At 69.2% G+C, this 20181-nt stretch carries 19 protein-coding genes and 1 other RNA gene; 9 read left to right on the top strand and 11 right to left on the bottom strand.

What is annotated here, in order from left to right; translation table 11 throughout:
- Positions 1-281 precede the first annotated feature (281 nt).
- Together OXS49_RS18295 and OXS49_RS18300 are read right to left on the bottom strand one after the other, a co-directional pair.
- Positions 282-2033, bottom strand: a complete 1752-nt coding sequence (locus OXS49_RS18295) for a bifunctional protein-serine/threonine kinase/phosphatase (RefSeq protein ID WP_267426004.1) — start codon at positions 2031-2033, stop codon at positions 282-284.
- Positions 2030-3568: a YifB family Mg chelatase-like AAA ATPase gene (locus OXS49_RS18300; RefSeq protein WP_267426006.1), complete on the bottom strand. Its 1539-nt coding sequence runs from the start codon at positions 3566-3568 to the stop codon at positions 2030-2032. The genes OXS49_RS18295 and OXS49_RS18300 overlap by 4 nt, the downstream gene beginning before the upstream one ends.
- Before the next feature lie 138 nt (positions 3569-3706).
- Between OXS49_RS18300 and OXS49_RS18305 the strand changes: the two genes are divergently transcribed.
- The 4 genes from OXS49_RS18305 to OXS49_RS18320 all read left to right on the top strand — a co-directional run bounded on the left by OXS49_RS18305 (position 3707) and on the right by OXS49_RS18320 (position 6420).
- Positions 3707-3967 (top strand): PepSY domain-containing protein, encoded by a 261-nt coding sequence (locus OXS49_RS18305; RefSeq protein WP_267426008.1) that lies wholly within the window; start codon positions 3707-3709, stop codon positions 3965-3967.
- A 55-nt stretch (positions 3968-4022) separates the two neighbouring features.
- An RNA gene (ffs, locus tag OXS49_RS18310) (signal recognition particle sRNA small type) lies at positions 4023-4121 on the top strand.
- Positions 4122-4155: 34 nt separating this feature from the next.
- The gene (locus tag OXS49_RS18315) at positions 4156-6018 is read left to right on the top strand and encodes a DNA polymerase III subunit gamma/tau (RefSeq protein ID WP_267426009.1); all 1863 of its coding nucleotides are present in this window, start codon (positions 4156-4158) and stop codon (positions 6016-6018) included.
- A 78-nt stretch (positions 6019-6096) separates the two neighbouring features.
- Positions 6097-6420, top strand: coding sequence for a YbaB/EbfC family nucleoid-associated protein (locus OXS49_RS18320; protein WP_244003261.1), 324 nt, complete (start codon positions 6097-6099; stop codon positions 6418-6420).
- 368 nt (positions 6421-6788) lie between these two features.
- Here OXS49_RS18320 and OXS49_RS18325 read toward each other — a convergent pair whose 3' ends face one another.
- From OXS49_RS18325 to OXS49_RS18340, 4 genes are all read right to left on the bottom strand, one after another.
- Positions 6789-7508: a glutathione S-transferase gene (locus OXS49_RS18325; RefSeq protein WP_244003263.1), complete on the bottom strand. Its 720-nt coding sequence runs from the start codon at positions 7506-7508 to the stop codon at positions 6789-6791.
- 33 nt (positions 7509-7541) lie between these two features.
- The gene (locus tag OXS49_RS18330; protein ID WP_267426011.1) at positions 7542-7988 is read right to left on the bottom strand and encodes a hypothetical protein; all 447 of its coding nucleotides are present in this window, start codon (positions 7986-7988) and stop codon (positions 7542-7544) included.
- Positions 7989-8227: 239 nt separating this feature from the next.
- Positions 8228-10111 (bottom strand): methylmalonyl-CoA mutase family protein, encoded by a 1884-nt coding sequence (locus OXS49_RS18335; protein WP_267426012.1) that lies wholly within the window; start codon positions 10109-10111, stop codon positions 8228-8230.
- A gap of 423 nt (positions 10112-10534) precedes the next feature.
- Positions 10535-11338: an undecaprenyl-diphosphate phosphatase gene (locus OXS49_RS18340; RefSeq protein ID WP_244003270.1), complete on the bottom strand. Its 804-nt coding sequence runs from the start codon at positions 11336-11338 to the stop codon at positions 10535-10537.
- A gap of 252 nt (positions 11339-11590) precedes the next feature.
- Here OXS49_RS18340 and OXS49_RS18345 point away from each other — a divergent pair, with 252 nt between their 5' ends.
- From OXS49_RS18345 to OXS49_RS18355, 3 genes are all read left to right on the top strand, one after another.
- Entirely contained in the window at positions 11591-12283 is a 693-nt protein-coding gene (locus OXS49_RS18345; protein ID WP_244003272.1) for a glutathione S-transferase family protein, read from the top strand.
- 29 nt (positions 12284-12312) lie between these two features.
- Positions 12313-13530 (top strand): tRNA epoxyqueuosine(34) reductase QueG, encoded by a 1218-nt coding sequence (queG, locus tag OXS49_RS18350; RefSeq protein WP_267426039.1) that lies wholly within the window; start codon positions 12313-12315, stop codon positions 13528-13530.
- 201 nt (positions 13531-13731) lie between these two features.
- Positions 13732-14595, top strand: coding sequence for an SDR family oxidoreductase (locus tag OXS49_RS18355; RefSeq protein WP_267426013.1), 864 nt, complete (start codon positions 13732-13734; stop codon positions 14593-14595).
- On the opposite strand, the gene OXS49_RS18360 is transcribed toward OXS49_RS18355, so the two are convergent.
- From OXS49_RS18360 to OXS49_RS18370, 3 genes are read right to left on the bottom strand one after another with little or no spacing between them, the layout of a single operon-like run.
- A complete protein-coding gene (locus tag OXS49_RS18360; protein ID WP_244003348.1) occupies positions 14596-15420 on the bottom strand; it encodes a metal ABC transporter permease in 825 nt (274 codons plus the stop codon).
- Positions 15421-15467: 47 nt separating this feature from the next.
- The gene (locus OXS49_RS18365) at positions 15468-16283 is read right to left on the bottom strand and encodes an ABC transporter ATP-binding protein (protein WP_244003276.1); all 816 of its coding nucleotides are present in this window, start codon (positions 16281-16283) and stop codon (positions 15468-15470) included.
- Positions 16280-16414 carry a hypothetical protein gene (locus tag OXS49_RS18370; RefSeq protein WP_267426014.1) on the bottom strand — a complete coding sequence of 45 codons (135 nt, stop codon included), beginning with the start codon at positions 16412-16414 and terminating at the stop codon, positions 16280-16282. Before OXS49_RS18370 ends, OXS49_RS18365 begins: the two co-directional genes overlap by 4 nt.
- Before the next feature lie 133 nt (positions 16415-16547).
- Here OXS49_RS18370 and OXS49_RS18375 point away from each other — a divergent pair, with 133 nt between their 5' ends.
- The gene (locus OXS49_RS18375) at positions 16548-17033 is read left to right on the top strand and encodes a transcriptional repressor (protein WP_244003278.1); all 486 of its coding nucleotides are present in this window, start codon (positions 16548-16550) and stop codon (positions 17031-17033) included.
- 16 nt (positions 17034-17049) lie between these two features.
- Here the strand turns inward: OXS49_RS18375 and OXS49_RS18380 are convergent, their stop codons facing one another.
- Positions 17050-18555 carry an exopolysaccharide biosynthesis polyprenyl glycosylphosphotransferase gene (locus OXS49_RS18380; RefSeq protein ID WP_267426015.1) on the bottom strand — a complete coding sequence of 502 codons (1506 nt, stop codon included), beginning with the start codon at positions 18553-18555 and terminating at the stop codon, positions 17050-17052.
- Positions 18556-19017: 462 nt separating this feature from the next.
- Positions 19018-19368 carry an antibiotic biosynthesis monooxygenase gene (locus OXS49_RS18385; RefSeq protein ID WP_244003284.1) on the bottom strand — a complete coding sequence of 117 codons (351 nt, stop codon included), beginning with the start codon at positions 19366-19368 and terminating at the stop codon, positions 19018-19020.
- Between the two features lie 378 nt (positions 19369-19746).
- Between OXS49_RS18385 and OXS49_RS18390 the strand changes: the two genes are divergently transcribed.
- Positions 19747-20154, top strand: coding sequence for a helix-turn-helix transcriptional regulator (locus OXS49_RS18390; RefSeq protein WP_267426042.1), 408 nt, complete (start codon positions 19747-19749; stop codon positions 20152-20154).
- The last annotated feature ends 27 nt before the right edge of the window (positions 20155-20181 follow it).

Genomic DNA, 20181 nt, shown 5'->3' on the forward strand with positions numbered 1-20181 from the left:
CAAAATAGGAACATTGTCAAGTCTTGGCGTGTGGTGGTCCGCTTTGCGCGCACGGTGTTCACGCCCGTCGACTCGACGCGCTCTCCTCCTCTGGCGACCCCGGGCTTGCCCGGGATCGCTCAAGCTTGCGGGGAGGAGCCGGAGGTGGGGGTGGTGCAGACGGCACCGTCACGCTCGATCCTGAACCACCCCCACCCCTAACCCCTCTCCGCAAGGGGGAGGGGAAACGCGCTTCTCTTGAAGGGCGTTGAGCTCCGGCTGAGAGGTCTAAATCCCTGCACTCATCTCGGCGCATGCGCGATCAGGACGCCCGCCAGCGTCAGCGCGACAATCCCCAAAACCAGCGACAGCAGCCGCCAGAACAGGAGCGGATCGCGCTCCAGCAGGGCCGGCCGGCGGGTTTCGGTGAAGGCCGGGTTCGGATGCCGTAGGTCATGCACGAATTCCGACAGCGTCGCGTAGCGCTTGAGCGGATCGGGATGCACCGCCTTGCGCAGCGCGCCATCGACCCAGAGCGGGAGCAGCGGCCGTACAGGGAGCGCCGAAGCGTAGCGCAGCCGGCGCTGGGCCGCGGCCGTGCGCGCCCGCGGCACCGCATCGCCGTAGGGCAACCGTCCGGTCAGCATCTGATAGGCGATGACGCCCACCGAGAACACGTCGGAAGCGGCCGTGGATGCGACACCCAAAAAACATTCCGGTGCCGTGTACTGCACCGTCCCGAGGATCTCGGCGGGATCGATCCGCGGATCGCCCTCGACGACGCCGGCGACCTGGGTGGCGCCGAAATCGATCACCTGCACGATCCCGTTTGAGTCGATCAGGACGTTGTCGGGCCGGAGGTCCTGATGGACCATCTCCTTCCGGTGGAAAGCCTGCACGCCCTTGACGAGTTGCTCCACGAGGCCGCGCACATTCTCCAACTCCGGCAACGCGTGGTCCCGCATCCACTGGGTCAGCGTCTGACCCTCGACGTAGCGCATCACCGTGTAGAGGTGGCTGCGGCGGCGCGCCGGCGGATGGGCCTTGAGCACATGCGGGTTGTCGATCCGCCGGGCGATCCACTCCTCCAGAGCGAAGCGTTTGCGCTGGGCCGGATCGTCGCGCAGATCGAGGGACAGCACCTTCAGGGCGACCCGACCCCCGGTCTCTCCGTCCTCCGCGAGATAGACGCGGCTGCGCGCACCGGAATGGAGGATCCGCAGGAGCCGGTAGCCGTCGAATTCGGCCGGCGGATCGAGCAGCGGTGCCGGATCGAGCCCCTCGACATCCCCGAGGAGGTCGGTGGCCTCGCCCTCCGGCACGGCATCGACCCGGACGATCTGGATCGTCAGGTTGTCCGGGCTGCCGGCCGCGAGCGCCGCCTCGACGATGGTCCGGGCTGCCGCGTAGAGATCGTCCGCCGCCGTGATCGCGGCCACGATCTCCCGGGGACGGACGTGCTCGTGGACCCCGTCCGTTGTGAGCACGAAGATGTCGCCGGCCGCGATGGCAAGGTTTTGGTAGTCGATCTCCGCCCGGCCGGTCACGCCGAGGGCCCGGCCGAGATAGGATTCCGCCGCCGAGACCACCACGCGGTGATCCTCGGTGAGCTGTTCGAGGGACCGGCCCGAGACCCGGCAGATCCGGGCATCGCCGACATGGAAGATGTGGGCGCTCCGCCCCTTCAGGATCAGCGCGTCGAAGGTGGTGACGTAGCCGCGGTCGGCATCGTTGGGATCGAGGCCGCGCCGGGTCTGGGCGTAGAGCCAGGAATCGGCCGCCGCGATCACCCGCTGCGCGGCATTCTTCACCGACCACGTGTCGGGGGTGGCGTAATAGTCGCCGAGGAAGCTCTTGACCGCGGTCTCGCTCGCCGCCGCGCCGGCCGCGCTGCTGCTGATCCCGTCGGCGAGCGCCACCGCGATGCCTTTGAGGCCGAGGGCCGGCGGCGACGGCACCAGGGTGCCGTGGAAATCCTGGTTCTCGGCCTTGCGGCCGGCGGCGCTGTGCTGGCCGATCGTGACCGTGAGGGCGCTGTCCGGTTCCGCGCTCAAGCCGCCGCCGCCGCGCTGTCACCCCGGCCCCGGTAGGACAGGGCCTCGGCAAGGTGCAGCCGGCGGACCCGCGCCTCGCCGTCGAGGTCGGCCAGCGTCCGTGCGACGCGCAACGTGCGGTGGAAGCCGCGGGCCGAGAGGCGCATGCTCTCGGCCGCCTGCCGGATCAGCGCCGTCCCATCCGCGTCTGGGCTCGCGACCTGTTCGATCAGGTTCGCCGGGCAGGTGGCGTTGGTGGTGGCCGCCGGCAGCCCGCGCTCGCCGAAGCGCGCTGTCTGGAGGGCGCGGGCCGCGGCGACGCGGGCGGCCGCTTCACGGGATCCCTCCGCAGGCGGAGGCAGGATCAGGTCGGCCGCGGTCACCGTCGGCACCTCGATGCGCAGGTCGATCCGGTCGAGCAGCGGGCCGGAAATCCGCGCCTGATACTGGGCCATGCAGCGATCGTTCGGCCCGCGCCGACAGGCATAGCCCGGCTCCAGGCCCTGCCCGCAGCGGCACGGGTTCATGGCGGCGACCAGCTGGAAGCGGGCCGGATACGTCACCCGGTGATTGGCCCGGGCGATCATGATTTCACCCGTCTCCATGGGCTGGCGCAGGCTGTCGAGCACCTGCGGGGTGAATTCGGGCAGCTCGTCCAGGAACAGCACGCCGCCATGGGCCAGCGAGACCTCGCCGGGACGCGCACCGAGGCCGCCGCCGACGAGCGCCGCCATCGAAGCCGAATGATGCGGCTGCCGGAACGGCCGGCGGTTCGAGAGGGCGCCGTCCTTCAACGCGCCCGCCACCGACTGGATCATCGAGATGTCGAGCAGCTCGCGCGGCCCGAGCGGCGGCAGGATCGAGGGCAGGCGGGCGGCCAGCATCGACTTGCCCGAGCCCGGCGGCCCGTTCATCAGCAGGTTGTGTCCCCCCGCCGCGGCGATCTCCAGGGCGCGCTTGGCGCCCTCCTGGCCCTTGATGTCGGCGAGATCCGGCAGGGGACCGGCCTGACCCGCCACCGAGGGTTCCGGCCGGGCCATGATCTGGCTGCCCTTGAAGTGGTTGGCGAGCTGGATCAGCGAGCGCGGGGCCAGCACGTCGAGATCGCCCCCGGCCCAGGCGGCCTCCGGGCCGGTCGCCGCCGGGCAGATCAGCCCGAGCCCGCGCGCCGCCGCCGCGATGGCCGCCGGGAGCACGCCGTTCACCGCCGTGATGCTGCCGTCCAGCGCGAGTTCGCCGAGCACGCAATAGCCGCCGAGCGCGTCCGCCGGGATCGCGCCGATCGCCGCCATCACGCCGAGCGCGATCGGCAGGTCGTAATGCGAGCCTTCCTTGGGCAGGTCGGCCGGGGCGAGGTTGACGGTGATGCGCTTGGCCGGCAGCGCGAGGCCGGAGGCGATCAGTGCGCCGCGCACCCGCTCGCGGGATTCGCCCACCGCCTTGTCGGGCAGGCCGACCACGTTGAACACCACCGAGCCCGGGATGATCTGGACCTGCACGTCCACCGCCCGCGCCTCGATGCCTTCGAAGGCCACGGTGGCGACGCGGGTGACCATAGGTGACGAATCCCCGACGCACGCAATGGCCTAGCTGTGCGGGAGAATCGCAAGGCGCTCAAGAGGATGTCCGGCCAAGCGGAACAGGACTGCCGCATTCCTGTTCAAACTCGACGATCAACCCGATGGAGAACGCCCATGCATCGCGCCACGCCCTTTCTCGCCCTCGCGATTCTGGCCGGCCTCGGCGTCGCCGCCCGGGCCGACGAAAAGCTGCCGCCCGATCAGCAGGCCAAGGTCGAGGCCATGCTCCGCCAGGAAGGCTTCACCAAGTGGGACGAGATCGAGCTCGACGACGGTATGATCGAGGTGGACGACGCCATCGATGCCAACGGCAAGAAGTTCGACCTGAAGCTCGATCCGAAGACCCTCGCCATCGTGAAGCGCAAGGCCGAGTAGCCGGCGCAGAGAGGCGGCGCTTGCGTTCGGGCCGAGGCCCGGCCATATAGCCGGCCGGGGGGTTGGCGAGGGACGTTTCACTCGCCAACCGGGTCAGGTCCGGAAGGAAGCAGCCCTAACGAGACCGAGCGGGTCTTCGTCCAGCCTCCCACCTCATTCTCGCGCGCGGCAGCTCGATTCCGACCGGCATGGACGCTTCGACCGGCACGCCTGACGACGAGCCGGGCCTGCCCGGGTTTGCAGCGCCCGCCGCCGCGGCGGCGCCCTATCGGGTCCTCGCGCGCAAATACCGCCCCACCCATTTCGGCGACCTGATCGGCCAGGAGGCGATGGTCCGCACCCTCGCCAACGGGTTCGCGGCCAACCGCATCCCGCAGGCCTGGATGCTGACCGGCGTGCGCGGCGTCGGCAAGACCACGACGGCCCGCATCCTCGCCCGCGGCCTCAATTACGCGCTCGCCGGCCAGCCCGAGACCGGCCCGACCGTGTCGATGCCGGAACTCGGCCTGCACTGCGCGGCCATCATGGAATCCCGGCACATGGACGTGCTGGAGATGGATGCCGCCTCGCATACCGGCATCGACGACGTACGCGCGATCATCGACGGCATCCGCTACGGACCGGTCTCGGCGCGCTACAAGGTCTACATCGTCGACGAGGTCCACATGCTCTCCGAGAAGGCGTTCAACGCCTTCCTGAAGACGCTGGAGGAGCCGCCGCCCCACGCGAAATTCGTGTTCGCCACCACCGAGATCCGCAAGGTCCCGGTGACGATCCTGTCCCGCTGCCAGCGGTTCGACCTGCGCCGGGTCGAGGCGCCGGTGCTCCACGCCCACCTCGCCAAGGTCTGCGCCGCCGAGCGGGTCGAGGCGGAGGAGGAGGCTTTGGGGGCGATCGTGCGCGCCGCGGAAGGCTCCGTGCGCGATGCGCTCTCGCTCCTCGATCAGGCCATCGCGCACGGGGCCGGCTCGGTCACCGCCCAGAGCGTGCGCGACATGCTGGGGCTGGCCGACCGTGCCCGCATCCTCGACCTGTTCGAGGCTGTGATGCGCGGCTCCGTGCCGGCGGCTTTCTCGGAGCTGCGCGCGCAGTACGATGCCGGAGCCGACCCGTCGGTGGTGCTCTCGGACCTCGCGGCCTTCACGCATCTCGTGACCCGCCTGAAGGTGGTGCCCGAAACCGCCCAGGATCCCACGCTCAGCGAGACCGAGCGCGTCCGCGGCGGCGCGTTCGCCGAAAAGCTCTCGATCCGCGCCCTGTCGCGGGCGTGGCAGATCCTGCTCAAGGCGATCCCCGAGGTGCAGGCCGCGCCGCGCCCCCTGGCGGCGGCCGAGATGGCGATCGTGCGCCTCGCCTACGCGGCCGACCTGCCGACACCGGACGAGGCCCTGCGCCAGCTCAAGGCCGACGCCGCCGCAGCGCCCGCCGACGAGCCGCCGGCTTTGGCGCGCCCGGCGCTGCCGCCGATCCCGGACCTGCGCGGCGGCGGTTCGGCGGCTCTGGCGGCCTCCCCCCGGACGATAGCGGCGGAACCGATCCTCGAGGCTGCTCCGGTTGCGATGGCCGCGCCCGTCGCGCCACCCGCCCCCGTCGCGCCGCCGCCGCCGCGGCTCGGCCAGTTCGAGGATCTGATCGCGCTGGCGGATGCCAATCGGGATATCCTGCTGCGGACGGCGCTTGAGCGGGATGTCCATCTGGTGCGCTTCGAGGAGGGGCGGATCGAGTTCCGCCTCGCTCAAGGGGGGCGGGCGAGCCTCGCCACCGACCTCGCGGCCGCGATCGAGCGTTGGACCGGCCGGCGCTGGGTCGTCGCGCTCTCGAAGGAGGCGGGCGAGCCGACCCGCGATGCGGCGGCCCGGGCCGTGGTCGAGACCCGCCGGGAGAACGCCGCCGCCGATCCGTTCGTGCGCGAGGTGCTGACGCGCTTTCCCGGCGCCGAGATCGTCGACGTGCGCGACACCGCCGCCGAGGCTTTGCCCACCCCCGAGCAGGAGATCCTCGGCGAGGGCGACGCCGCCCAGGTGGATGAGGTCGAGGACGACGAAAGCTGATGCTCCAGCCCGGCCATCGCTGGCGGGCCGGGCGGCGCGTACCCAGATCAGACGACGACAGAACGGGGAGGGATCCGCATGCGTGACCTAATGGGCATCATGAAGCAGGCCCAGGCCATGCAGGAGAAGATGGCCAACCTGCAGGCCGAGATGGATCAGATCGAAGTCACCGGCGCCTCTGGCGGTGGCTCGGTCCGGGTCACCATGACGGCCAAGGGCCAGATGAAGGGGATCACGATCGATCCGTCCCTGATGGTGCCCGACGAGCGCGAGATCCTGGAGGATCTGGTGGTGGCGGCCTGCAACGATGCCCGCGGCAAGGCGGAAGCGACGATGCAGGAGCACATGGCCGAGCTGACCAAGGGTCTGCCCCTGCCGCCCGGGATGAAGCTGCCGTTCTGAGCGGTGTCTGTTCGGTCGATAAATGGCGCCATGGGCGACGCATCTCCATCACCATAATGGGCGATGGGGCGACACAGATTTGAGGTTCCAGCGGGCTCACGCGTCGGTTTGAACAGGCGCGTATCCCCTCTCGCGAGCGCGAGAGGGACAGGGTCCAGAACTTTCAGGAAAAGACAGCACCTGAACGCGCGTCGATGACGTGCCCTATGCAGAGCGTTCTCGTCCCTCACCCCAACGCTTTCCCGCACGGGAGAGGGGGCCTGTCGCGCTCAGCCATGAGCCGTGGGCCTCAAACCTGCTTAGCCAGAGGCAAGGTGCAGGTCACATTCGGATCGCCCTATCCCGCAGACAGTCAGAGCCAGGACGCGCTAGCCGTCGAGTTCGGGATAGCGTCGGAAGATACCGTCCTCGTTGAACGGGATCCGGCGCTCGCTCGCCAGATAGGCGGCGATCCGCGGGCGTTGCGCCACGGTGTCGTGCAGCCGCTCCACAGAGGGCGCAGCCTGTAGCGCCGCCGATGTCGCTCTCGGGAAGGCGTAGTGCAGCCCATCGACGAGCTGAAACAGCGACAGGTCGGCATAGGTCAGATCCGCGCCGACCAAGTGCGCACCGCCATTGGCGGCCAGAACGCGCTCGAAATAACTGAAGAACTTCGGCATCCGGGTCGTCCGGAACCCGGCCGCCCGGCGCAGGGCCTCGGGCTTCTGATCGGTGTAATAGAGATCGACGCCGAGCGGATGGTGTGTGTCGTGCACCTCGTCCACGGCATCCGCGATGGTGAGCTGGAGTTGGTGCGTCCAGATCCGGTCCCGCTCGCCGGTGCCCGCCAGCCCGAGGCGCTGGCCAAGATGCAGCAGGATCGCGGCCGTCTGTCCGATGACGCGATCACCGTCGCGCAGGACGGGCGGCGCGAAGGGCGGGCGTGGGTTCGCAGGGTCCGACAGGCGATCCAGCATCGGACCGATTCCACCGGCATCGTCGTCCTGGCGCGCGACGTCGACGTAGTCGGCGCCAGCTTCTTCCAGGGCGAGGCGGACGAACTCGCCGCGCCCCTGGATCATCGGCCAGTAGTGAAGCTCGTAGGGCATCGCCGACTCGCTTCCAACCTGAGAGGTGCCGGCTCAGTTGCCCGCGGCACTGTCCTCGGCGGTCTTATCGACCGGCGGCTCGGCGCTGGCGACGGCCTTGTGCAGGAGCATCGGCTGGAGCCGCTCGGCGAGCTGCTGGTCGAGGTGCTTGACGTAGGCACTCTTGAAGTAGCGTTCGCCGGTCTTCGCTCCATAGAGCCGGTCATGCGCTTGGATCATCGCGGCGACCTCCGGGCGGCACAGGAAGCCCGTGATGCCCACGGCCTCGAACCAGCGGCCGGCCCGCGCCTCGGCGGTGGCCTTGGGGTTCGACAGGACCGTATCGGCGAAGCAAACCGTCGCCGCCTGCCGCAGCGGAGCCAGCGTCTTCTCGGCCTCGGCCTGGTTCAACGTCGGTACGGCCGGGTGTCGATGCGGACGCGCCTGCGCCGTCGAGACGAGCGCGAGGAGGGTGAGGGACGCGAGGATCGAAGTTTTCATGCGGCGGCCTCGTCGGTGATCCGAACCGCGTTCAGCATTCCCTCATGATTGCGTCGGGAACGCGGCTGGCTCGGCATTCGCGCAGCCGCATTTCGGGCCGGAGCGCGATCGTTCCATGACACGAGGTCGCAGCCTCGTCCGAGGCGCCCGCGCTCCGATGGCCGCGGTATTCGCGTGTGCCGGCTTCGAACCCGTCCCAGCCGAGCCGCCTGCGCAGCGTTGTGGGAACGGCGCCGGGATCAGGCAGTCCGCGACGGCGGCCTCATGGCCGTGCGCAAAGCCCCATTCAGCACGGTGAGCAGGTCGCACCCGGCATGCAGGAAGGTCTGCACGCCCGCCTGCTTCAGCGGCTCGGCCAGATCAGCCGGTTTTCCGGCGAGGTAGATCACGCCCGCGCCGGCCCGCGCCAAGGCCTCCGCGGTCTCGACCGCGCGTTCGGCATAGATCGCGTCGGTCGAGCAGATGCAGGCGAGCGGAACTCCGGATTCCCGGAACGCCACCGCTGCGGATTCGGCATCGGGGAAGCCGTCATTCGACAGGGCTTCGATACCGCCGGCCGCGAACGCGTTGGCCGCGAAGGTCGCCCGGGCGTTGAACGCCGCCACCGAACCCAGATTGGCCAGGAACACGGCCGGCCGGCGGCCGGTCGAGGCGTGATAGGCGTCGGAGGCGTCGCGCAAAGCCTCGTAGGGTTCCGCGAGGCGCTGGGACGGCAGGGCATCGCAGGCGACCGCCGAACCGGGCCCGAAATTGGACCCCTGGGGCGGCGCGACCTTCGGCACGTCGAGCACCGTGACCGGCTTCTCGGCGAGGTTCGGAAATTCACTGGCGCCCGTGAGCGCTTCCCGGCGGGTCGCCACGGCTTTCGCGCGCGTCTCGCGGATCGCTTCGATCCGCCGCTGCAGCTTGCCGACGCTGAGGGAGGCGACGATGCCGCCCTCGGCCTCGATCGCTTGGAACGCCGCCCAGGCGGCCTCGGCGATCTCCGCGGTCAGCGCCTCGAACCCACCGGCGCCCGCCGCAGGATCGCTGACGCGGGCGAGGTGCGATTCTTCGAGCAACACGATCTGGCTGTTGCGCCCCACGCGCCGGGCGAAGGCATCCGGCAGCCCGAGCGCCTGCGTGTAGGGCAGGACCGCGACGCTGTCGGCTCCACCCATCCCGGCTGAGGCCGCCGCCATTCCGGTGCGCAGGATGTTCACGAACGGATCGCGCTTGGTCATCATCCGCCACGCGGTCTCTGCGTGGAGACGCAGCGGCTTCGGCGCAAGCCCGCAGGCCTGCTCGACCCGCGCCCAGAGGCGCCGCAGCGCGCGGAACTTCGCGACCGTGACGAACTCGTCGGCATCGGCCGCCAGCAGGACCGCGATGCGCGAACGGGCCGTGTCGAGGTCGTGTCCGGCCGCTTCGAGGGCGCGGAGATACGTCACCGCGGTGGCGAGCACGGCCCCCAGCTCCGCCGCCTCGCCGGCCCCGGCCTCGTGATACGGGCGCCCATCGGCCAGGAAGGCCCGGCCGCGGAAACCCGCCGTCTCCAGCTCCGCCGCGATCCCGGCCAGCCGCGGAGCGATCTCGCTCCAGACGGCGCCCAGGCCGCCGGTTGCCGCCAGCACGCCGACGGGATCGATCCCGAGATCGACATCGTAGGTCGACAAATCCTCGCCACGCCGCTCGGCCAGCGCCTTGACGAGGTGGGCCGCTTCGAGCCCCCGGCCGCCGGCATCCACGCGCAGGTTGATCAGGGGCAGCATCACGCCCGTCAGCGCGGCGTCGAGGTCGTCGACGTTCGCAACCGTCAGTCCATAGCCGCGTGCGCCTGGGGCGCCCGCAAAGGCCAGGACAAGCGCGTCCGCGCCGCCTTCGAGATCGGTCAGCGCCTGGGCGTTGGCGGCGGCGATAGCCGGATGATCCATCCGCTGGGCGATCCGCCACGGACCGGGCTCGCGCACCGGTTGGGCGATCGGCGCCGCCGGGCTGTAGAGCGGCTCGATCCGGAGCCCATCCGCCGTCCGGGAGACCAGCCGTTTCTCGAAATCGGCGCCCTTCAGGACGCCTTCGACGAGGCCGAGCCAGCGCGCCCGGTCTGCGGGCTCGAAGAGATCGGCGAGCGGTCTGTCTTCCATCGGATCGTCCCAGAACGCGGCGTCTTGTGCGCCGCTTCCAGGGGTTTGCCTCGCATGCCGCCTCGCCGGTGGCAATCGCCCGATGGTTGAGGAAAGCTTGAGCCCGGCGTGAGCGGGTTTTGAAGTGCGCGGAGACTAGCCGCCGAGGCGACGAGACTCACACTGACGCGTCTGCGTCCAATATCCTGAAAAAGGCGTGCTTTACATCCCCGCCGGGACTGCACGGGTTTGAGCCGCGGCTTGTCACAGAGCGTGACTTTCCCCCTCTCCCGCTCGGGAGAGAGGGGACCCGCGCCCTTTCAAGCCGACGTGTGAGCTCCCCGAGATCGCACATCGATCACGCCTGACACAGCAAGGGGCCGGAGAGAGCAGTCCGGCCGACAATTTGCGGGCATCGGCCGAAGCAAGGCACGCGAAGAACGATCAACCGAAAATGATCAATCCCGCAAAACCCAGTGCGCCGACGATGATCCGCCACCATGCGAACAGCCAGAAGCCGTGCCGGGAGACGTAATCGAGCAGCAGCCGCACCACGAGCAGCGCCGAGACGAACGAGACGACGAAGCCGATCGCAATCAGGCCGACATCGTCGCTCGACAGGTATTTGTAATTGTCCAGCAGATCCTTGGCGAAGGCGCCCGCCATGGTGGGCATGGCGAGGTAGAACGAGAACTCGGTGGCCGAGCGCTTGTCGGCCCCCATCAGCATCGCCCCCACGATGGTGGCGCCGGAGCGCGACACGCCGGGGATCATCGCGAGGCACTGGAAGATGCCGATCTTCAGATCCATCGGCAGCGAGAAGTCGTAGACGTCGGTCTTGCGCACCTTCAGGTCGGTGTCGTCGATGACGAGCAGCACGAGGCCGCCCGCCACCAGGGTCGCGCAGACGATCCAGGGGTTGAACAGATACGCCTTGATCACCTTCGAGAAGAGGCCGCCGATAATCGCCGCCGGCAGGAACGCCACCAGGATGCCCAGCACGAAGCGGCGGGCCTTGGGATCGTTCGGCAGCGCGGTGGCGATGCCCAGCAGGCGGCGGAAATAGACCAGCAGGATCGCCAGGATCGCGCCGAGCTGGATCAGCACCTCGAAGGTGTTGTTGGGCGAGTGGAACCCGATGAAATGGCCGACCAGCAGCTGGTGCCCCGTGGAGGAGACCGGGATGAACTCGGTCGCGCCCTCAACCACCGCGAGCAGGACTGCCTTGCCGATGCTGACCGGATCCATCGTCACGTCCTGCTGCCGCGGGCGCGCGCCGGCCCGTGCCGAGCAGGTCGCGCCATCTAAGGGTTGGCCGGAGGGTTCGCCCATCAGGATTGACGGGCGGTTACCGATACCGGCTGCGCGTGTTAAGGGCTCGGCAACGGTCGGGCAATAACGCTCGGTCCGAAGTCCTGCGCGCCGAAGACCTGCGCTTCAGGACCCTCGCCGAGCGCGGGACCGACCGCGCTGCCCGACCGAACGTCCCAAACGGCCTCGATGGCGACCCTCTACCACTTCCCCTTCTGCGCGAATTCCCGGTTCATCCGTCTCGTCCTCGCCGAGATGGGCATGGAGCCGACTCTGTTCGAGGAACGGCCCTGGGAGCGCCGGGATGACTTCCTGCTGATCAATCCGGCGGGCGTGACGCCCGTGCTGCTGGAGCAGAACGGCCTCGTGGTGCCCGGCGCGGGCGTGATCGCCGAATACCTCGATGAGACCCGCGGGCTCGGCCTCACCGGGCGTCGCCTGTTGCCGGACGATACCGTGGAGCGGGTCGAGGTGCGGCGGCTGCTCGACTGGTTCCTGGTGAAGTTCGAATCGGAGGTGACGGGTTACCTCGTCAACGAGAAGATCTCGAAGCGCTTCATGGCGTCCAACCAGGGCGGCGGTCCGCCCGACATGAACGCGATCCGGGCCGCACGGGCCAATGTCCGCTATCATCTCAAATATATCGGCTACCTGATCGCTCGCCGCCGCTGGATCGCGGGCGACAACCTGACCTATGCCGACCTCGCGGCGGCTGCCCATCTCTCCTGCGTCGATTATCTCGGCGACGTGCCCTGGGACGAGGACGAGATGGCCCGGAACTGGTACGCCCGGGTGAAGTCGCGGCCCTCGTTCCGGGGCCTGCTCGCCGACCGGGTCGCCGGCATGCCGCCCGCCGCCCACTACGCGGATCTGGATTTCTGAGCCCCAGGCGGACTTATATCGGCGCCGACCTGCGCCGCCTCGTCGAGACCCGGGCCCGGTCGCTGGGCTTCTGCGGCCTGCGCGTCACCCGGCCCGACCGCCTGCCGGATATGCCCGATCGCCTCGCGACCTGGCTCGCCGCGGGCGCCCACGGCACCATGGACTGGATGGCCGAGCGGGCCGACCAGCGCGCCCGTCCGACCGGCCTGTGGCCGGGCCTGCGCAGCATCCTGATCCTGGCCATGAGCTACCGGCCCGAGCACGATCCGCTGGCCCTGGTGGCGCAAACGGAGCGCGGCGCGGTCGCCGCTTATGCCCAGCGACGGGATTATCACGAGGTTTTGAAGGGCAAGCTCAAAGAACTCGGCGGGTATCTGTCCGCCAAGGGCGATGTCCGGGTGAAGGTCTTCTGCGACACCGCACCGGTCATGGAGAAGACGCTGGCCGAGGCCGCCGGGCTCGGCTGGCAGGGCAAGCACACGGTGCTGATCTCCCGCGAGCACGGCAACTGGCTCCTGCTCGGGGCGATCTACACGAGTGCGGAGTTCGAACCCGACACGCCCGGCCGCGACCATTGCGGCTCCTGCCGCGCCTGTCTCGATATCTGCCCGACGGACGCGTTTCCCGCGCCCTACCGCCTCGATGCGCGGCGCTGCATCTCGTACCTGACCATCGAGCATGCCGGCCCGATCCCCGCGGCGCTCCGCCCGGCCATCGGCAACCGGGTGTTCGGCTGCGACGATTGCCTCGCGGTCTGCCCGTGGAACAAGTTCGCCCGCACGGCCGCCGAGACCCGTCTTTCCGCCCGGGCCGACCTCGCCGCGCCGCGTCTTGCGGATCTCGCGGGCCTCGACGATGCGGCGTTCCGGAGCCTGTTCGCCGGCACGCCGGTCAAGCGGACCGGCCGCGACCGCTTTCTGCGCAACGTGATGATCGCGATCGGCAATGCCGGGTCGCCCGAGCTGGCCGAGATGGCGATCGCACGGCTTGCCGATGCTTCGCCCTTGGTGCGCGGCATGGCAGTCTGGGCCTGCGGGCAGTTGCTGGAGCCGGGGGCGGTCCGGGCCCTGCATCGCCTGTACGGGCTTGGCGAGTCGGATGCCCATGTCCGTGAGGAGTGGGAGGCCGTAATCGGCGCGACCGAGGACGGCTTCGGTTCGATGCGCGACGATCATGACCGAGCGCGGCGCGCCCCCTCTCCCGTGCGGGAGAGGGCTGGGGTGAGGGACGAGAAGGTGCAGGATTGATCGCGCCTGCGAGGCGCGGTTGGGGCGTGCCTCATTCGGACAGTTCTCATCCCTCACCCTGCTTTCTGCGAAAGCAGACCTCTCCCGCACGGGAGAGGGAACCCGCGCCCTTCCAAGCCGACGGATCGGAGCGCCATCTCATCAAGACAGAGTCGCCATTCGCGGCTTGACGGGAGCCGGCCCCGGCGAGACATCCGGCGCATGAATCTCTTCGTCTTCGGCCTGGGCTTCACCGGTGGACGCTTCGCCGAGCGCGCGCGCGACCGGTTCGACACCGTCCGCGCCACCGTTACCGAACCCGCAGCGGCCGAGCGCCTCGCGGCGGAGACCGGTTTCGCCATGCGCGCCTTCGGACCCCGGGCCGACGATCCGCGCATCGCCGCCGATCTCGCCGAGACCGACGTGCTCCTCGTCTCGGCGCCCCCCAGCGAGCACGGCGACCCCGTGCTCAACCGCTACGAAGAGGCGATCAAGGCGAGCCGGATCGGCTGGATCGGCTACCTGTCGACCATCGGTGTCTATGGCGATCAGCAGGGCGCCTGGATCGACGAGGCCACCCCCGCCGACCCACGCAGCACCCGCTCGAAGGTTCGGCTCGACGCCGAGGCCGCGTGGCTGGCGCTCGGTGCCGCCACCGGCAAGGCTGTGCAGATCTTCCGCCTGTCGGGCATCTACGGGCCGGGGCGCAACCCGATCGTCAAGCTGCGCGAGGGGCGGTCCCAGCGAATCGTGAAGGCCGGCCAAGTCTTCAACCGTGTCCACGTCGACGATATCGCCACGACGCTGCTGGCCTCGATCGACCGGCCCCGGGCCGGGGCGATCTACAACGTCACCGATGACGAGCCGACCGCGCCCCAGACGGTCACCGAGCATGCCGCCGCCCTGACCGGGCTGCCGCTGCCCCCGGTAATCGATTTCGAGACCGCCGACCTCTCGCCGATGGCGCGAAGCTTCTACGGCGAGAACAAGCGCGTGCGGAACCGGCTGATCCGCGCGGAACTCGGCGTCGATCTCGCCTTTCCGACCTACCGCGAGGGTCTTGCGGCGCTGAAGGACCAGTCCTGATCAGGCTTCGAGGTGGCGCGGCCGGATGAGGCGGCGGAGCAGCCCGCCGCGCGGACCGGCCAGCATCGAGGCCAGGTAGAGCGCCCCGGCGGCCAGCACGATGGCCGGACCACTCGGCAGGTCGTATTGATACGACAGGCTGAGCCCTGAGACGCTCGCGAGCGCCGCGATCAGCATCGAGACCGGGATGAGCCCGCCGAGATCGCGAGCCCAGAACCGGGCCGCCACCGCCGGGAGCAGCATCAGCCCGACCGCCAGCAGGGTCCCCAGGGCTTGGAACCCGCCCACGAGGTTGATCACCACCAGGGCCAGGAAGGCGAGATGGACCGGGCCGCCACTGCGGCTCACCGTGCGCAGGAACAGCGGATCGACGCATTCCATCACCAGCGGCCGATAGATCACCGCGAGCGCCACCAGGGTCAGGGTGCTAATGCCGCCGAGCAGCCACAGGGCAGCATCGTCCAACGCCAGGACCGAGCCGAACAGGAAATGCATCAGGTCGATCTGCGAGCCGCGCAGCGAGACCAGCAGCACGCCGCCCGCCAGGGAGATCAGGTAGAAGGCCGCGAGGTTGGCGTCCTCCCGCACCGTCGTGACGCGGGTAACGGCGCCCGCGAGCAGCGCCACCGCAAGGCCTGCGACGAGGCCGCCGAGCGTCATCGCCGGGAGCGACAGCCCGGCGACCAGGAAGCCCGCGGCGGCACCCGGCAGGATGGCGTGGCTCATGGCGTCGCTCATCAGGCTCATCCGGCGCAGCGTCAGGAAGACGCCCACGGGCGGCGCCGAGACGGACAGCGCAAGGCAGCCCGCCAGCGCTCGGCGCATGAAGCCGAATTCCACGAAGGGCGCGACCAGGGACCCGAACGGATCGATCACGCGGCGTCCTCGTGGTGATGATGGCCGTGCGTGCCGTGATCATGCGCCGCATGGTCGTGGGCAGCTTCGGCCCGCGGCCCGGCGCAGATCGGAGCGCCCTCGTCCCACGCCTCGGAGAGGTTGCGGGCGCGGGCGAGGTTCTCGGATGTCAGCACCCGGGCCGTGGGCCCCCAAGCGATGGGCTCGCGCGCCAGGAGCAGCGTCGCCGGGAAATGCGCGCGCACCTGCGCGAGGTCGTGCAGCGCCGCGACGATCGTGCGGCCCTCCGCGTGCCAGGTTCGGATCAGCACCAGCAGATCGTCCACGGTTCGGTTGTCGATCCCGGTGAACGGTTCGTCGAGGAGGATCACGGAGCAATCCTGGAGGATCAGCCGGGCGAACAGGGCGCGGCGGAACTGCCCGCCCGAGAGCGTGCCGATCGGCCGTGCCTCGAACCCGGCGAGGCCGACCGCCGCGAGCGCGGCCTCGACGGCGCCCCGCTGCCGGATGAGGCTTCGCCACGCGCCGGCGCGCCGCCAGAGGCCCATCCCGGCCAGGTCCAGCACGCTCAGCGGGAAGCTGCGGTCGATCTCGTCGGCCTGCGGCATATAGGCGACGGCGGCGCTGCGCTCGATGCGCCCGTCGAGGCAGGGGATCTCCCCGGCCATACCCTTGAGCAGCGTCGACTTGCCGGCCCCGTTCGGCCCGACCAGGGCCAGCAGGTCGCCGGCGCGCACGGTCCCGTCGAGGTGGTGGATGGCCGGATGCCGATCGTAGCCGAGGGTCAGGCCGACGAGGCGAATGGGATCCTGGATTTGCGACCCGGAACTCATGTCGCCAGCGCCCAGGCGATCGTCAGCCAGACCAGAGCGGAGAGGCCGCCGGCGAGCGCCAGGCGCGGGCCGATCCCGCTCTGGAACAGGGATCGCCGGGCCGCGCGTCTGATACGGGAACTGGTGGGCAAGGCGTCCTCGTCGCGCGCGGGCCGGCGCGGGGCGGGTGCGCGGAATGTGCGGGAAACTGGTGCGGTCCGGTCTGGCGGTGATACACTGTAACAAACCCGCGGGACAACCTGCGGATCTGTGATGGGAGCTATCATGCACCGCCACGAGGGGCACGACGCGTGTCGGTCCGACGCCCCCGATATGCTCGCCCGGGCGGAGGCCCTCTGCCGCGAACGCGGGCTGCAGTTCACGCCGCTGCGCCGCGACGTGCTGGAAGCGGTGGCCGAGTCCGACAAGGCGCAGGGCGCCTACGACATCGCCGAGCGCCTCAGCGTACCGGGCAAGCGCGTGGCGCCGGTCTCGGTCTATCGCGCCCTCGATTTCCTGATGGAGCAGGGGCTGGTTCACCGGATCGCCAGCCGCAACGCCTTCATCCCCTGCGCGCACGGCCACGCCCCCGGGGAGGGGGTCATCTTCCTGATCTGCCGCAGCTGCGGCGCGGTCGACGAGGCCTCCTCGGCGGATGTGGAAGGCGGCCTCGAGCGGACGCTGGAGCGGGCCGGCTTCACCCCGACCCACAGTATCCTGGAGGTCGAGGGCGATTGCGGCGCCTGCCGAAAGCGGGCGCGCACGCCCTGACCGTGCCCCCGGCGCCTTAGAACGCGTTCCGGTAGGCCCGGCGCGAGATCAGCGTCTGGATCATGATCTGGATGTCGAACCAGATCGACCAGTTGTCGATGTAGTGGAGGTCGCAGGCGACGCGGCGCTCCATGTCGAGATCGGTCAGCGTCTCGCCGCGGAAGCCGTTGACCTGCGCCCAGCCGGTGATCCCCGGCCGGACGTTGTGGCGGCGGGCGTAGAGGGCGATCCGCCGCTCGAAGCTCCGGTCATGCGCGAGCGCATGGGGACGCGGCCCGACCAGCGACATCTCTCCCAGCAGGACGTTGAGGAGCTGGGGCAGCTCGTCGAGATTGGTCCGGCGGAGGATCGCGCCGGTCCGGGTGATCCGGCTGTCGTTGCGCGTGGCCTGCCGGAACACGGTGTTCGCCTCCGTCCGCATCGAGCGGAACTTGAACACGCCGAAGGGCTGCTGATTGAAGCCGTAGCGCTTCTGGCGGAAGAAGACCGGCCCGGGGCTGTCGAACTTGATCGCCAGCGCGATCACGGCGAGCAGCGGCGAGAGCGCCACCAGGGCGATCGTCGCCACCGTGAGGTCGAGCGCCCGCTTCAGCACGATCTCGCCGAGGTTGAGCGGACGGCGGCCGATATTGATGCCGGAGACGCCGCCGACCCGGGCGACCTGCAGGTCGGGGAAGCGGTCGAGCATCGCGCCGGGCCGCAGGTGCAGAGCCGAGGGCACCCGCAGGAACGCGTCGATGCAGCGCTCGACTTCGGCGTTGTCGGTCCACGGCACGAGGACGAACACGTCGTCCGGCCGCAGGAAGCGCACCACCGAGACGGCGAGGTCGAGATCCTCCTGCAATTGATCGTGCCGGGCGGCATTGTCCGCACCCGAATCGACGCGGCGCAGGTAGCTCGTGCCGACGATCCGCAGGCCGAGCTGGTCGATCGCGTTGCTGGCGTAGAAGCGGGTGATGTCCTCCTCGTAGCCGACGAGATGAACCCGGCTGACCGAGGCCGAGCTGGCCGTCAGGCGCTGCCGCACGAGGCGCGTCATCGCTACGCGGCTCAGGATCAGGACCGGCAACCCGGCGAAGAAGGAGCCGAACGAGACGAGGCGCGAATACTCGCCGGTGGTCTTGGTCATGAACCCGACGACCAGCACGGCGGCCCAGGCCACCAGCCACAGGGAGGCCACCCGCTGAACGAACGGCTTCTGCGCGATCACGGTGTCGAGGCTGTATTCCGCACGCAGGGCATTCGTGGCCACGACGATGAGGCCGAGGAGGGCGGCGAGTTGCAGGCCGCGGATGCTGCCGGCGCCGAATTTCCCCTCTTGGTAGGCGATCTCGTAGGTGGCCTGCATGAACAGGGTGACCGCCAGGATTGCCGCGAAATCAGTGGCGGCGAGGGCCGACGACAGGGCGGCCCGCGCCGCAGCCCGCCCGCGGCGGGGCAGCAGACCGGACCAGACGCTGCGACGGCGCTCGGCCGGGCTCGGGAGGGGCTGGAACGCTTCTGGGATCCGTTGATGAAACATCTGGCGCGCCACGTCCCGTCATGATCGGACTTTGTGCCAGTCTGAAACGAACGCACGTTCCAGTGCCGGCCTGTGCCGGTGGCGGAGCAAGCGGCGAGCCGCATGCGTGAAGAACCTAGCCCTACTACGATGGCCGACCTAGTCCGCTTCATATGAAGCGGTAATGAACGATGAACTGAAATGCGGTATTCGCCTCTCTGGAGGCTTAAAGAAGTTGTTTCCGTACTACGCCCGCGGCGGCATCACAATTTCAGCGCGTTACTTTAGCAAGGGAGCACAACCGAGGGAGATGGCGAACAGCCGTCCGGTCTGATCTTGGGACGCAGTCTCGACAGGGCCGCCTGGGCCACGGAATGGGCTTCGGATCGCCGTGCGGTCTTCCGGCCGTGCCGTCGACGCACAGGGCGTGGACCGGCCGCCGCAGCGGCGGCCGGTGTCGTGGAGACGGCCCGACTCGCTCGGTCAGACGGCGTCCGCGTGTTGCGGGGTGGTGCTGCTCGATCCGCCCACAGTCTGGATCGCCTCGAAGCCTTCGAACTGCGGATGGCCGAGATAAAGCGGCTTGGTCGAGGGGACGCGGCCATGAGCCTTCCGGAACTGCTCCGAACGGGTCCAGGCCTCGAAATCGTCCCGCGATCGCCAGATCGTGTGCGATGCGTAGAGCACGTGATCCTCATGCTCCGGCCCACGCAGGAGATGAAATTCGACGAAGCCGGCCATCTCGCCGAGATGGCTGTCGCGTCCAAGCCAGACGGCCTCGAAATCCGCAGTCGCGTCCTTGACGACCTTGAAGCGGTTCATCGCGATGAACATGTCATTCTCCTCTGCCTGCAGAGTCTACTAGGGTTTCGGCGGCTTTAGCGAGCCCCGGCGCGGCTACAGGGCGCACCGAGAAACGCTCCTGAGATATCCGTCGGCATTTGAGCAACAATGTAGCAAAGTTGTGTGTACTTAAACTAGAAGATGTAAACTAAGACTTGCGAAGCCTGATAACTTGGTGTCTTACTGCGGCGCGGTTGGTAAGTGCCGCAGAACGGCTGTTCGCGCTCTGCGCAGGTCACACCGTACGAACGAACTCTACGGTCTAGGAAGGTGGGTCGGACGGTGAAGCGGCGCGACGGCGAGGCGAACACAGCGCATCCGGAGCAGGACGCAGCCGCCTCCGGCGAGAAGGATACGACCAGTCAGCCGATGCCAAAGCAGACCACGGATGTCGATCGTCTGGTCGGTGTCCGGATAACGGCCCTGCGGAAAGCGCGGGGCATGAGCCAGACCGCCCTGGGCAACGCAGTGGGCGTGACCTTCCAGCAAGTGCAGAAATACGAGAAGGGTCAGAACCGGGTCGGTGCCGGGCGGCTCCGCGAGATCGCGCGCCTGCTCGACGTCCCGGTCTCGGCCTTCTTCGAAGAGAGCGAGCCGCGCCCCAACGCGCAGGAAGACGTGTTCGGCTTTCTGAGCGGCCAGGGCGCCATCGAATTGCTGCGCGCCTACGCGCAGATCGACGACGAGCAGATGCGGCGCGACGTCCTGGCGCTGGTCCGCAGCGCCGCGCGCCTCGCGCAGGTTCGCGAGACCGCACCGCCGCGTGACCCAGCCTGAACGGCTGACTGGATTACGATCTTCCGC

Origin of the sequence: Methylobacterium sp. GC_Met_2 (assembly GCF_026540795.1) — a bacterium.
Classification (GTDB): domain Bacteria; phylum Pseudomonadota; class Alphaproteobacteria; order Rhizobiales; family Beijerinckiaceae; genus Methylobacterium.